Origin of the sequence: Arthrobacter sp. 7Tela_A1, from assembly GCF_049311065.1 — a bacterium.
In the GTDB taxonomy this organism is placed as follows: Bacteria; Actinomycetota; Actinomycetes; order Actinomycetales; family Micrococcaceae; genus Arthrobacter_B.
Window position 1 is genome coordinate 16,181 of sequence record NZ_JAXIOO010000040.1, and the last position, 13,898, is coordinate 30,078.

The following is a 13,898-nucleotide window of genomic DNA, read 5'->3' on the forward strand; positions in this document are numbered from 1 at the left end:
ACCTACCGTCCCTCGTCTTCCGAGTGCTTCTCGAAGGTCGCCTTCCAGGCTTCGAAGGAGGTAATCTGCGGCAGCGCGCTGCGGTAGCGGTCGCTCAGGGATTGCCAGTTCTTCAGGATCTCCGCGTTCAGGCGCAGGCTTTCAGCCAGCAGTGCGCGCATCTGCTGCGGGTCGCGCCGGTACCAGGAGGCACCGGTTCCTTCCGCGTTGGAAACCACGGCGCTGTCGTACTGGGACATGCGCCACCATTTGTTGTCCTGGTGGGCAATGTAGGCCTGCGGGTGCTCCATGCTGGTCTCGGGGACCTTCTTGGTCAGCTGCTTCACCACCGTCTTCGCAGCCCAGGGAATCAGCGTCACGTAGGACGGCGCGCTGAAGCCCTGTCCGCGGCGCGGCGGCTTGTGCATCACCGGCGCGGGGAACGCCTCCGGCTCAGACTGGATCTGGGCGTCGGGAAACTCTGAGACCATGGCGCGGATCTCGGGCAGCTTGGTCGGGAGCAGGTCGTGCAGCTGCTCGGGTCCTTTCAGGAGGTCGCGCAGGGCCATGGCCCGGCCGACTGCCGTGAAGTACTGCATGGAGATCAGGTGCTTGAGGTCCATGTAGCCGGTTTCCCGGACCACCCGGCCGCCGTGTTCATACGGACTGTGCAGAAGCGCAGCGATCATGCGGTTGCGGGTGTGGAAGTAGGCCTGCCAGCCGACAAGGTCGTCCTTGTCGATCCAGGAAACATGCCATACCGCGGAGCCCGGCATCGAAACCGTCGGGTACCCTGCATTCTTCGCCCGCAGTCCGTATTCGGCGTCGTCCCACTTGATGAAGACAGGAAGTGACAGTCCGATGTCGCGGATCACCTGGGTAGGGATCAGGCACATCCACCAGCCGTTGTAGTCAACGTCCACACGGCGGTGCAGCCACGAGGTCTGCCGCAGGTTGGAGCGGACGAAATCGTGCCCCAGGGTCTGCTCGGAATGCGGCTGATCCGGCTGGAAGCGGTAAGGATTCACCGTCTCGCCGAAGGTGTGCAGCACTGTGCGGTTGTAAAGGTCGAACATGTGCCCGCCCACGATGGTGGGCGTCTTGCAGCGGTCGGCAAAGGTCACCAGGCGGGAGATGCTCTCAGGCTCCATAACGACGTCGTCGTCCAGGAGGAGCACGTAGTCGCTGCCGCTCTCCACGGCCTCGAACATGCCGCGGGCGAAGCCGCCGGAACCGCCGAGGTTCGCCTGGTTGATGATGCGGAGCTTGCCATCCATCAGGGCCTCGACTTCAGCGAAGCCTTCAGCCTCGGCTACCTTCTGGGTGCCTTGGTCTACGATCAGCACCTCTTTGAGGCACTTAAGGGCCTCGGGGTGCTCACCCAGAATGCGCAGGTTGTTCAGGCAGAAGTCAGTCTTGTTCAGCGTCGTGATCTCAAGGGTCACCGTGCCCTGGCTCACCGGAGCACCCGGGGCCTGCCATTCGGCTTCCTCAAGAATCAGCGGCTCGGAGCCGGCCACCAGGTCGAACCAGTACCAGCCGCCGTCGCCAAAGGGCTTCAGGCTCAGCTCGAAGGTGCTGGTAGCGGGAGCGCTGACCCGCTGCGTTTCCACGTGCTGGAGCGCGCCCCGGGCGTTGGACTTGTAGACGCTGACCGCGCCGGTTCCGGTGGTCCGGACGCTCAAGCGCACGGTGTCCAGATTGGTCCAGCGGCGCCAATAACTCGCCGGGAAGGCATTGAAGTACGTGCCGAACGACACCCTTTCACCTGCGCGGACCGAGGTGGAGTGACGCGAAAGGAAGTCCTCGGCGTGGGCTTCCTTGCCCGGGGCAGACATCGTCGGCCCGGCCTTGCTGGCCTTCGCGTCCCCGTTCATCGTGGAAAGCTGCACGCCGGTCGCGCTGCCGGTATCGAGGTAAAGCGGAACCGTGTCCAGCTGGTCCAGGGAAGGCAGGACTACGCGCTGGAGCGTAGACCACTGCTCCTGAACGGCTTTTCCGTCGTCTTCAACGATGGCGTTGCTCACGCGTCGACTCCTCCGCTTTCCAGCTTGGCTCCCCCGGTGAAGTGGGGCTTGATCTTATTGTCGTACATGGAAAGAGCCGAGCCGATGGCCATGTGCATGTCCAGGTACTTGTAAGTACCAAGGCGGCCGCCGAACAGTACATCCTTTTCGCCCTTCGCGAGGTCGCGGTAGGCGAGGAGCTTGGTGCGGTCCTCTGCGGTGTTGACCGGGTAGTAGGGCTCGTCGCCCTTTTCCGCGAAACGGGAGAACTCACGCATGATGACTGTGGCGTCCTTGGTGTAGTCCCGCTCGGGGTGGAAGTGGCGGAACTCATGGATGCGGGTGTAGGGAACGTCCTCGTCCGGGTAGTTCATGACCGAGGTGCCCTGGAAGTCCTCGATCGGCAGGACCTCTTCCTCGAGGTCGATCGTGCGCCAGGACAGGTCGCCTTCGGCGTAGTCGAAGTACCGGTCAACGGGTCCGGTGTAGACCACCGGAACCTGGCCCAGGGTGGTGGCGCGGGAGAACTCGTGTCCGTCGTCGAAGAAGTCGGTCTTGAGATGCACCTGGATGTTCGGGTGGTCGGCCATCCGCTCGATCCATGCGGTGTAGCCGTCTACGGGCAGGCCCTCGTACTTGTCATTGAAGTACCGGTTGTCGTAGGTGTAGCGGACCGGGAGACGGGAAATGATCTCCGCCGGGAGGTTCCTGGGGTCTGTCTGCCACTGCTTGCCGGTGTAGTGCTTGACGAACGCTTCGTAGAGCGGCCGGCCGATCAGCTGGATGCCCTTGTCGTTCAGGTTCTGTGGATCAGTTCCGGCCAGTTCGCCGGCCTGCTCCTGAATGAGGGCCCTCGCTTCGGCCGGGCCCATGGAGGAACGGAAGAACTGGTTGATTGTGCCCAGGTTGATCGGCATGGGGTACACCTCGCCCTTATGGCTGGTGTACACCTTGTGCACGTAGTTGGTGAACTGGGTGAACTCATTCACGTAGCTCCAAACGCGCTCGTTGGAGGTGTGGAAGAGGTGCGCACCATAGCGGTGTACCTCAATTCCGGTCTGGGCTTCGTTCTCGCTGTACGCGTTCCCACCAATATGGTGCCGGCGGTCCAGGACAGCGACTTTCAGTCCCAGTTCCTTGGCAGCACGTTCAGCAACGGTGAGGCCGAAGAAGCCTGACCCTACGACGACGAGGTCAACGTTCACTTGTCACTCCTGTTAGTTTCCGGGCTGCCCTGCGGCACTCACCCAACGGTCAAGGTTATCGGACAAAACCCGCGAAGGCATTTCGCTCCTAGTGTGCGAGCCGGACCAGTGATCTGCTGTCCGCCAGATTTAGTGCATCGAGAAGTCTTGGCAGCAGTGCCGGTGCCATGCTTCTGGCATAGGTTGCCGAGATATGGTTTTCGTCGAGGTAGACCCGAACGTTTCCGATGACAGCCGGGCAGGTGCCTTCCGGGCAGACGAGATCATCGACGTCCAGGAGCCTCATGGCTGGAAGCATTGCACCCATTTCCAGCAACGGTGACTCCGCTGCCCGAACAGATTCGTAATCGGGATTGCATGTTGCCGAGTCCACACCGTAGTCCTCCGGACACGTCGCCATATTGACAGTGTGTCTCGGATTGTCCCGTATCCCGATGAACCGGATTCCCTGGTCCATTACTGCGTTAGCGGTGGCCAGGAATCCGCCGGGGAGCAGTTCGTGCGGATACTCCCCAATTGAGTAGGTCGCCGTTGTGATCACCGCATCAGGATGCAGGTCGAGTATGTATTCGAGCGCCTGGCTGTTGCGGTCGTTGCACTCTTGCGAAATTCCCTCCGAGTAGTCAACGAACTGGCACCCGCCCCGCGCCAATCCGATAACCGTCCAGTTCTTCGCCTCGGCGATGGGGCCGATGGCGGCCAACCATTGCTGCACGTGGCTGTTGCCTACAGCTACCAGCACTTTGTCGGGATGAGGCGCCGAAACGTACTCTGTACACCCGTACCCTTGCAATGCCGGGGCATCTGTCGCGAACCGGCCGGTGCATGGGGCGCTTAGGTCTGCGTAATCCGAACCCGCTCGCTCTAGGAGCGGCAGCAGTTCAGCTTCTTCGTCCGCCTCGTAGACGTAATCAGCGTCAAGTACCGCAGCGCCGGGATTGTTGACCGCAGCCGTAGACTGAACCCGCTCGTTTTCCAGTCGCAGTGCCGTTTGCCAGCCGGCCACAGGCGCTGCTGCAAGGGCAACGCACACGCCGATGACGATCGCCGCCCGCCCCTTCTTCTCCGTCCACGCCATGGAGCGCAGTGGACGCTCAATAAAGCGGGTCGTGAGGTAGGCCAGCACAAGGGAAAGGGCGATGATGGCGGTTCCTTCCAGCGGACCCGCTTCTTCACGTCCCCGCCAGATCAGATAGATGATCAGGACAGGCCAGTGCCACAGGTAGAGAGCGTATGACATGTCGCCCAGCCGGATCAGCGGTTTCCACGTCAGGAAGCGGTCAGCGCCCACCGGACTGCCCGTCTCGCCGGCGGCGATGACCAAGGCCGCCGCAACCAGGGGCCACAACGCGACATACCCGGGGAACTGGCCCTGAACGTCCAGGATGAACCCGCCGGAGAGCATGGCAGCAAGGCCGATCCATCCGGCCAGGACCCGCAGCGGCTGGGGGAATTTCAGGTACGGAAGGGAAAGCGCCAGCAGCGTCCCGAAGGCAAACTCCCAAAGACGCGTCCGGGTGTCGAAGTAGGCATGCACCTGGTTGGTGTAGGTCTCGTAGATCGAGAAAGTAAGCGATGCGGTGAAAACGGCGCCGAAGACCAGCAGGACAACAACTCGGAACCGCAGCTTGGTCGCCCGGGCGATGATCGCTGCGAGTCCAAAGAGCAAGGGCCAAAGGATGAAAACCTGCCCCTGGACCGACAGCGACCAGAAATGCTGCAGCGGGCTGGCGACGCTTTGGTCCGTGGCGTAGTAATCAACGGAATTCGCGGCCAGCGCCCAGTTTTGGACGTAAAAGAGGGAAGACCAGGATTGGGACAGAATCTCCGTCCAGCGAGAGCGTGGGACGAACAGTGCTGTCGCGGTGAGCACACCGAGCAGTACGACGACGACGGCGGGCAGCAGCCGCTTGAAGAGATGGAGCCAGTACCTGCCCAGTTTCAGGGGCCTGCCAGCCTCCACCTTGCGGACGAATGACAGGGTGAGCAGTAATGCGGATATCAGCAGGAAGATATCGACGCCGCCCGAGACCCTGCCGAACCAGATGTGGTACGTCACCACCATCAGGACGGCAACCGCCCGAAGTCCTTGGACCTCCGGACGGTATGAACGGTCGGGGAGAGCCTTTCGCCTCCCGTCGCGCTCCGGCGCAGCGACTACTTCCTGGGTCACACGTACCTCTCACTACGAACGTTCCATGCCCCCGCCCGGCAGTCTACCGCCACACGCGCCACTGACCAGAAAACATGCGGGGCGTCATCCAACGAATCCAGCGGTAAACCCTAGAAGGCCTGCGCATCTCCGCTGGTCCGGGAAGTCCAGGCAATGACAGGCTTGGTGAACAGCAGCAGGATCACCGCAGCGGCAGGAAGCAGCAGGAGCAGGCCCACCGGCACTATGCCGCCCTGCAGCGTGGGCACGGCAAGGACGATCATGAACAACTGCCAGACCAGCGCGGCGGCACGTGTCCAGCGCATGCCGCGGAAGAAGAAGTGTCCCACTACCAGGAGCCACACCGCGAGAACGATGACCAGGATGAGGGTGAAGACGGCACCGCCCAAAGATGTGGCTGTAGCGGTCAGCAGGTTGTAGATGTACCAGGCAGCGACGCCCAGGAGGCCCAGGGCTTCAAGGACAAGGATGGCTGAGATCAGGAGCGCCGCAGGCGGACGTCCTGCCGGTTCTGCGGATTCTTGGGGTCTTGACACACTGGCACACTACCGGACATGCTCTAGGAGCAGTGCCGGTTAGGCAGCCTAGCGGGCCGAGGCCACGGGCCTTTGTGACGCATCACTCATCATTTCCGGCAGATTAACAGCTTGTTAACCCTTGTTTGCGTTTCCGTGCCGTGACACCCTAGTAGAGGGGATCGGGGCCGAAAACGGCCCCTTTAGTTTGTGGTTGCTCGTGAATGTTTTCACAAACAAGCGGAGTCAACTTTTTAGAGGAGATAGTGATTAGCATGGATTGGCGGAGCCGCGCAGCATGTCTGGACAAGGATCCGGAGCTGTTCTTCCCTGTGGGAAACACCGGCCCGGCTCTTCTTCAGATTGAAGAAGCCAAGAGCGTATGCCGCCGGTGCCCGGTACTCGATACCTGCCTGCAGTGGGCCATCGAAACCGGACAGGACGCCGGCGTCTGGGGCGGCATGAGCGAAGATGAACGCCGTGCTCTGAAGCGCCGTGCCGCGAGGGCGCGCCGGGCTTCCTAGGAAGAGAGGGACTCACGGGAGTCCTTTTCCACCAAGACTTAGCCAGGCACCCCGCCTGGACACGATGGGCCGCGGCCGCGGCAGCGGCCCATCGTTGTGTGTGCGGTCCGGTCTTGCGGCTGGGGCGGATCGGGGACCGACTCCTAGCGCTTGCGCGCGCTCTCCAGTCCCATCTCGACCCGTACCTCAGTCCCTCCGCCCGGGCGGAGGGTCCATTCGATCGTTCCGGCCAGTTCGCTTTGGACCAGGGTGCGGACAATCTGGAGTCCCAGCCCCTCTCGCCGCGGCTCAGGGGGAAGCCCTACGCCGTCGTCGGACACCGTCACGGTCAGCGTTTCTTCGTTTTCGGCGTTTCGGTGCCGCTCCGCGTTGAGCCACACAGTTCCGCCGTCCGGACCGGAAAGCCCGTGTTCGACGGCGTTGGTCACCAGTTCATTGATCACCAGGGCCAGCGGCGTCGCGAAATCGCTGGGCAGTTCACCGAAGGTCCCCTGCCGTTCGGTCCGCACAGGCTGCAGCGGCGAGGCCACCTCGGCTGAAAGCCGGAACTGCCGGTCAATGAGTTCGTCGAAGTCCACGTTTTGGGTGAGCCCCTGGGAGAGCGTCTCGTGGACCAGCGCGATGGTCGAAACCCGCCGCATAGCCTGCGCCAGCCCCAGCTTTCCCTCTTCGCTTTCCATCCGGCGTGACTGCATGCGCAGCAGCGCAGCCACGGTCTGCAGGTTGTTCTTGACCCGGTGGTGGATCTCGCGGATCGTCGCGTCCTTGGAGACGAGCTCCATCTCGCGGCGGCGCAGCTCCGATACGTCGCGGCACAGCACGAGCGCTCCGAACCGTTCCTTTTCGTCCCGCAGCGGAATGGCACGCAGCGACAGGCTTACGCCGCGCGACTCGATTTCCGTGCGCCACGGCATCCGGCCGGTCACCACCAGTGGCAGTGTCTCGTCCACCATCCTGCGGTCCTTGAGCAGCGCCGTGGTAATTTCTGCGAGCGGGCGCCCTTCGAGCGTCTCCATATCCCCCAACCGGCGGAACGCCGAGACGCCGTTGGGGCTGGCGTACTGCACCACTCCCTGGGCGTCGAGCCTGATGAGGCCGTCTCCGACACGCGGAGCTCCGCGGCGGGACCCGGTGGGAGTGGCAAAATCAGGCCACAATCCCAGGGTCCCCATCCGCAGCAGGTCGTAGGCGCACTGGCGGTACGTGAGCTCGAGCCGGGACGGCATGCGGGAGCTGGAGAGGTCCATATGCGACGTGACCACTGCAAGTGTCCGGCCGTTGCGCACGAAAGGAATCGCTTCCACCCGCATCGCCGTGTCGGCTGTCCAGTTGGTCTCGCTCGACCGTTCTATGGTTTGGGACTCCCAGGCCTTATCGACCAGCGGCTGCAGGTCCCCGCGCATCCGCTCCCCCACGAAGTCACTGTGGAAAACAGTGTGCGACGTCGAGGGGCGGGCATGGGCGAGCGCCACGTAACCGCCGTCCGGCAGCGGGAACCAGAGCGCGAGGTCGGCAAACGCGAGGTCTGCGACCAGCTGCCAGTCCCCCACCAGCAGGTGGAGCCACTCGGCGTCCCCCGGCCCGAAGTCCGCATGGTCCTTGATCGGATCGGTAAAGATTGCCATGTCTAATAGGCCCCGTTAGCGCCTGACAATCGAGCGCAGCAGGCGCAGCGCGACAGACAGCGAGGCCATGTCGTCCTGCTCAAGCTGGTTGACCTCGGCGAACATCTTGGTGGCGCGCTCCAGGTTGTCTGCATTTTCCTGCTCCCACGCCTCGACCCGGGCCACCGGGTCAGCACCATCCATGGACGGCGTGGCCTGCAGCGCTGCGACTGTCATGTCCGCAACCGTGGAGTACAGGTCGTCACGCAGGGCGGCACGGGCCAGTGCCTGCCACCGGTCCCCGCGGGGGAGCTTGGTGATCCGCTCCAGCAGGTCGTCGATCCCATAACGGTCGTAGACGGCGTAGTAGACCGCGGCGATGTTCTCGGCGGGTTCGTCGACCTGCCGGGTCGCCAGTGCGACGTCGAGCAGTCCGTAGCTTTCGAACTGCTCTGCCCAGTAGGTGCCAAGGTCCTTGGGCACGTCCCAGCCGGCTGCTTCCTCCAGTGCTGATTCAACGCGGTCGCGGTCGGCTCCGCGCATAAAGCGCATCAGGTCCTTCCGCAGCGGCTCCACGATAGGTTTGAAGGCCTGAATGTCCTCGTCAATGGAGGTTCCGCGTCCCACGTGGTTCACAAACCAGCGGACCGCACGGTCCAGCAGACGGCGCATGTCCAGGTGGATCCGGCTCCAGGTCTCTGTTGGGAAACTGGCCGGAAGCTCACCCAGCGCCGCAACGACGTCGTCGATTGCGTAGATCTCCCTCAGCGCACTGAACGCACGGGCAACCGTGGCCTCGTTAGCTGAAGTCTCTTCCATGACCCGGAAGGCGAACGTGATGCCGCCAATGTTGATCATGTCGTTGGCAACCATGGTGGAGATGATCTCGCGGCGCAGCGGATGCGTGTCCAGCTGGTCATCAAAGCGTTCCACCAGCTGCCTGGGGAAGTACCGGCGCAGCGTGCCGCGGAAGTAGGGGTCATCCGCCAGATCAGATGCCGTCAAGGCCCGGGTGAGTTCGATCTTGGCGTACGCAGCCAGTACGGACAGCTCCGGAGCGGTCAGGCCGTGGCCTTCGGCCACACGGGAACGAAGCTCCTCGTTCGTGGGCAGCGCCTCGAGGGCACGGTCCAGGCCGGCGTGCTCCTCCAGCCAGTCCATCAGGCGCTCGAAGCTGGGGCTCCACTCGATCACGCGCTGGCGGTCGTTCAGCAGCAGCATGTTCTGGTCGATGTTGTCCTGGAGCACCAGTTTTCCGACCTCATCGGTCATGGAGTGCAGGAACTCCGAGCGCTCGGAGGCATCCAGCCGTCCGGCTGCAACCATCCGGTCCACGAAGATCTTGATGTTCACCTCGTGGTCGGAGCAGTCCACTCCGGCCGAGTTGTCGATCGCGTCCGTGTTGAGGATGACGCCGGTCAGCGCCGCTTCGATGCGTCCGCGCTGGGTCATGCCCAGGTTGCCGCCTTCACCGATGACCTTGGCCCGCACGTCCTTGCCGTCGATGCGGATCGCGTCGTTGGCCTTGTCCCCCACCTCGGAGTTGGATTCGGCCGACGACTTGATGTACGTGCCAATGCCCCCGTTGTACAGCAGGTCGACAGGTGCCTTGAGGATGGCTCGCAGCAGCTCCGGCGGGCTCAGGCGGGTGACGCCGGCGTCCAGTCCGAGCGCGTGGCGGACCTCTGCGCTGATCGGAATGCTCTTGGACTGGCGCGGGTAGATCCCGCCGCCGGAACTGATGAGCGATTCGTCGTAGTCTGCCCACGAGGACCGCGGGAGCTCGAAGAGCCGGCGCCGTTCCGCATGGGAGCTGGCTGCATCCGGGTTGGGGTCCAGGAAGACGTGGCGGTGGTCGAACGCGGCGACCAGGCGGATGTGCTCTGAGAGCAGCATGCCGTTGCCGAAAACGTCCCCGCTCATATCCCCCACGCCCACGGCCGTGAAGTCTTCGGTCTGGGTATCCACGCCAAGCTCGGTGAAGTGCCGCTTCACCGATTCCCAGGCGCCGCGCGCCGTGATTCCCATGGCTTTGTGGTCATAGCCGACTGAGCCGCCGGACGCGAACGCGTCCCCCAGCCAGAAGCCGTATTCGGCCGAGAGTTCATTCGCGATGTCAGAGAAGGACGCCGTGCCTTTGTCGGCCGCAACCACGAGGTAGCTGTCCTCGCCGTCGTGGCGTACTACTCGCTCAGGCGGGACAACCTCTTCACCTTCCTGGGTCACCACCAGGTTGTCCGTGATGTCCAGGAGCCCGCGGATGAAGGTGCGGTAGCTCTCCTTGCCCTCCTCCATCCAGGCTGCCCGGTCCTGCCCGGGATCCGGCAGTTGTTTCGCGTAGAACCCGCCCTTCGCTCCGGTGGGCACGATGACGGCGTTCTTGACTGTCTGTGCCTTGACCAGACCCAGGATTTCGGTACGGAAGTCCTCCCGCCGGTCGGACCAGCGCAAGCCGCCGCGGGCAACCTCACCGAAACGCAGGTGCACGCCCTCGACGCGCGGGGAATACACCCAGATCTCATATTTGGGCCGCGGGAACGGCGCGCCTTCGATCGCCGCAGTGTTGAGCTTGAAGCTCACATGCGGTTTGTCCTGGTAGAAGTTCGTCCGCAGGGTAGCTTCGATCAGGTTGGCAAACGTCCGCAGGACCCGGTCCGCGTCCAGCGTTGGCACCTGCTCAAGCCCGGACTCAAGCTCCGCCTTGGCCGCTTCGACGTCGGCTTCCCGGGCGGCGTCGTCCGCACCGGGGTCAAAGCGGGCCCGGAAAAGCCGTCCCAGCGCAGCGGTGACCCGAGGGTTGGCCATCAGGGTGTCGGCAATGAATCCGTAGGAGTTCGTGTTGCCCATCTGCCGCATGTACTTGGCATAACTGCGGAAGATTACGACCTCACGCCAGCCCAGTCCCTGCCCCAAAACCAGCCGGTCAAACGCGTCGGATTCGCTCGCACCGGAAATGCCAGCCCGGAACGCTTCCGCGAGGAGGGGGCCGGTCTTCAGCGGATCCACGCCGGCCCGGTAACGAAGGCCAAAATCGTAGAGGTAAAGTTCGACGCCGTCCTGCCGCCGGATCTCGAATGGCCGTTCGTCCTGGACTTCCAGTCCCAGGTTGTGCAGGAACGGGAGGATCTGGGTGAGCGAACGCGGCTGAAGAAGGTACAGCTTCAGCCGGGCGTCTGTTCCCTCGCCCATCTCTTCCGGGATGTAGACGAACAGCTCGGGCGCGTTGTCCGGCTGCTGCAGGCGGTCCTCGAAACGGGCGATGTCTTCGAGGGCGTCCTCGACTTCGTAACCCACCCGGTAATCCATGGGAAAGGCGTCAGCCCACAGGTCGGAGAGGGTTTCGGCCTGTTCCCGGTCGAACTTGCTGCGGAGCGCTTCGTTGATTCCTTCGGACCAGGAACGAGTTGCGCTGACCAGGCGGCGCTCCAGGGCGGCGGCGTCGATATCTGCGATCTCGGCTCCCTTCGGCAGCCGGATCCGGAAGAACAGCCGGGCCAGCGCCGACTCAGTGAGCCGTGCTTCGTAGTCGATCGATTCACCGTTGAAGGTGGAACGCAGCTCGTCCTGGATCCGCAGCCGGACCGACGTCGTGTAGCGGTCGCGGGGCAGGAACACCATGGCGGACATAAACCGCCCATAGACATCCGGCCGGAGGAAAAGCCTGGTCCTCCTGCGTTCCTGAAGCCGGAGGATGCCGTGTGCCGTCTCCAGCAGCCCGTCGACGTCGATCTGGAAGAGCTCGTCGCGCGGGAAGGTTTCCATGATGGCCAGCATGTCCTTGCCGGAATGCGAATCCGCCGGGAAGCCGGAGCGCTGCATGACCTCCTTGACCTTTTCCCGCAGGATCGGAATGTTGCGCACCGATCCCGTGTACGCGCCGGTGGCAAAAAGTCCGATGAACCTGCGTTCGCCGTTGACGTTGCCGTCAGCATCGAAGCGCTTCACCCCGATGTAGTCGAAGTAGGCTGCGCGGTGGACCGTGGACCGGGAGTTCGCCTTGGTGATCACCAAGGCGCGCTTCTCGCGTGCCTTGGCTCGTCCGGCGGTGGTCAGGTGCTGGACTTTACGGGCTTCGGACTGGCGGCGCAGCAGTCCCAGGCCACTGCCGGACGTCGCCCGAAGTACGTCCTCTCCGTTCTCGTTGAGGAGGTCATACTCGCGGTATCCCAGGAACGTGAAGTTGCCGTTGTCCAGCCAGGTCAGGAGTTCACGGGCTTGATTCAGGTCCGGGACACCGTGGGCCACGGAGCCAAGTTCGCCGGCGATCTCGTGGACCTTTGCCCTCATGGCCGGCCAGTCCTGGACTGACAGCCGGACGTCGGAAAGCACCCGTTCGAGTCCCCGGACCATCTCTTCGCGGCGGCCCGGATCAGTGAGGCGGGGCACCTCCACGGCGATCCACGATTCAATCCTCGTGGTCTCGTCAGCGGCGCCGAGCAGGCCGGATATGTTCGGCAGGGCAGCAGTATCACCGCTTGATACCCCGACCGCGCTCGGTACCCGCCGCAGACGCTGCAGCGTGTCGCTCTCCCGGTTCCTGGTCGCTAGGAAGGTGGGGTGGACCATGAGCCGGATGCCGCTGTTCTGCCGGACGATCTCGGCGGTGACTGAGTCCACGAGGAACGGCATGTCATCGGTAACGATCAGGATGACGCTTGAATCCGCCTGATCGAAAATGTCCACTGCAGCGGTCCCATCGGCCCGGGTCCAGGCCAGCCGGCGGTGCTCCTCGGCGCGCTCCTGCAGGACTTCCCGCGGATAGAGCTCGGCATCTTCAGCCGCCAGATGCTCGTAGTAATTCCCGATGAAATCCTCAAGGGAAGTATCCGAACTGGACAGATCCGTAGTGTTGGATCCAGACGACATGTAATACGCCTCCGAAATTCGCCGCTCGTGGGGAACGCTCCGTTGCGCCCCATTTTGTTACGAGCCTATCCCGTAGCGAAGGAAAAGGTCACTTTGCTCCGGCCCTGCGGTGTCGTCGCCCTCTGCGGCGCGTACCGGCGGGAACATTTGCCAGTGCCGCGATGGCAGTCCGAAGCGGCGAGGACGGCGCTGTTTCCAGCAGGACTGTTCCGGCCAGCAGCGCTGCGTCCGCAGCTTCCCAGTCGGCAGGAAGGAAAGCGTCGATCGTCCCGGGCCCAAACCGTTCCCAGGCCTCAGTCAACTGGCGTTCGGGCGCACGGCCCGCTGCGGAACGCCTGACCTTGTTGAGCACGACCAGCGGAGACACCGCCGGCACGGCTGCCAGAAGCTCGGTCAGGGCACGGACCAGCCGGGGGACGCCTATGGGATCGGCCGCTCCGACGGCATAGACAGTGTCAGCAGATTCGAGCGCGATCAGTGTTGCCGCGTTGCGGCGGGGTGCCATCGTGTCGAAGCTGAGCTCCTCATCGGATTCGACGCTGAAACCGCAGTCGACCACCGTGATGTCGGCGATGCTCCGGGACTGCTCCAGGACCCGTTGGAGTGCTGTCCCGCGGATTTCAATCCATCGGTCGGACCTGGTGATTCCGGTCAGCACGCTCATCCGCCGCCCAGTCACCTCCAGGCTGATGGTGCTGCCAGCCAGCGAGCCTTCGTCCAGCAATCCCTGGTCGGCCAGGCGGCAGGCCTGGGCTATGCCGGCTGATTCTTCCGTGAGGCCCAGCGCTGCGGCGATGCTTGGGGCATAGGTGTCTGCATCGATGAGGAGCACCGTGCTCCCCGCCGCAGCTGCCTCGGCAGCCAGATTGAGTGCCAGGGTAGTCCTGCCTGGTGCTCCGGCCGGACCCCAGACCGCGACCACGCTCCCCCTCCGGTCCCGGAGTGCCTCCCCGCCCCCGCCAGCCGGGCTTTCCCCCAAGGTCCACAGCCGGAAAGGCAGTCCGGGGTCGGCCCGCGCCGCACCGC

Annotated in this window: 8 protein-coding genes; 1 reads left to right on the top strand and 7 read right to left on the bottom strand. The window is 63.6% G+C overall.

Features of this window, described 5'->3' with window-relative positions; translation table 11 throughout:
* Positions 1 to 2 precede the first annotated feature (2 nt).
* From TVB01_RS14115 to TVB01_RS14130, 4 genes are all read right to left on the bottom strand, one after another.
* Positions 3 to 2,006 (bottom strand): glycosyltransferase, encoded by a 2,004-nt coding sequence (locus tag TVB01_RS14115; RefSeq protein ID WP_422456544.1) that lies wholly within the window; start codon positions 2,004 to 2,006, stop codon positions 3 to 5.
* Positions 2,003 to 3,190 (bottom strand): UDP-galactopyranose mutase, encoded by a 1,188-nt coding sequence (glf, locus tag TVB01_RS14120; RefSeq protein ID WP_422456545.1) that lies wholly within the window; start codon positions 3,188 to 3,190, stop codon positions 2,003 to 2,005. Before glf ends, TVB01_RS14115 begins: the two co-directional genes overlap by 4 nt.
* 88 nt (positions 3,191 to 3,278) lie before the next feature.
* The gene (locus TVB01_RS14125) at positions 3,279 to 5,363 is read right to left on the bottom strand and encodes an acyltransferase family protein (RefSeq protein WP_422456546.1); all 2,085 of its coding nucleotides are present in this window, start codon (positions 5,361 to 5,363) and stop codon (positions 3,279 to 3,281) included.
* Positions 5,364 to 5,473: 110 nt separating this feature from the next.
* Positions 5,474 to 5,899 (bottom strand): hypothetical protein, encoded by a 426-nt coding sequence (locus TVB01_RS14130; RefSeq protein WP_422456547.1) that lies wholly within the window; start codon positions 5,897 to 5,899, stop codon positions 5,474 to 5,476.
* Between the two features lie 254 nt (positions 5,900 to 6,153).
* On the opposite strand from TVB01_RS14130, the gene TVB01_RS14135 reads away from it, so the two are divergent.
* Complete coding sequence (locus TVB01_RS14135; RefSeq protein WP_227894501.1) at positions 6,154 to 6,402, top strand: WhiB family transcriptional regulator; 249 nt, start codon at positions 6,154 to 6,156, stop codon at positions 6,400 to 6,402.
* Positions 6,403 to 6,545: 143 nt separating this feature from the next.
* On the opposite strand, the gene TVB01_RS14140 is transcribed toward TVB01_RS14135, so the two are convergent.
* From TVB01_RS14140 to TVB01_RS14150, 3 genes are all read right to left on the bottom strand, one after another.
* Positions 6,546 to 8,027, bottom strand: a complete 1,482-nt coding sequence (locus tag TVB01_RS14140; RefSeq protein WP_422456548.1) for a sensor histidine kinase — start codon at positions 8,025 to 8,027, stop codon at positions 6,546 to 6,548.
* 15 nt (positions 8,028 to 8,042) lie between these two features.
* Complete coding sequence (locus TVB01_RS14145; protein WP_422456549.1) at positions 8,043 to 12,872, bottom strand: NAD-glutamate dehydrogenase; 4,830 nt, start codon at positions 12,870 to 12,872, stop codon at positions 8,043 to 8,045.
* Positions 12,873 to 12,960: 88 nt separating this feature from the next.
* On the bottom strand, positions 12,961 to 13,898 hold a 938-nt coding region (locus TVB01_RS14150), incomplete at its 5' end, for an AAA family ATPase (protein ID WP_422456550.1).

Excerpts from the sequence above, each read along its gene's own strand:
- TVB01_RS14135 (WP_227894501.1), top strand. The coding sequence starts at position 6,154 with ATGGATTGGCGGAGCCGCGCAGCATGTCTGGACAAGGATCCGGAGCTG.
- TVB01_RS14140 (WP_422456548.1), bottom strand. The coding sequence starts at position 8,027 with ATGGCAATCTTTACCGATCCGATCAAGGACCATGCGGACTTCGGGCCG.
- TVB01_RS14145 (WP_422456549.1), bottom strand. The coding sequence starts at position 12,872 with ATGTCGTCTGGATCCAACACTACGGATCTGTCCAGTTCGGATACTTCC.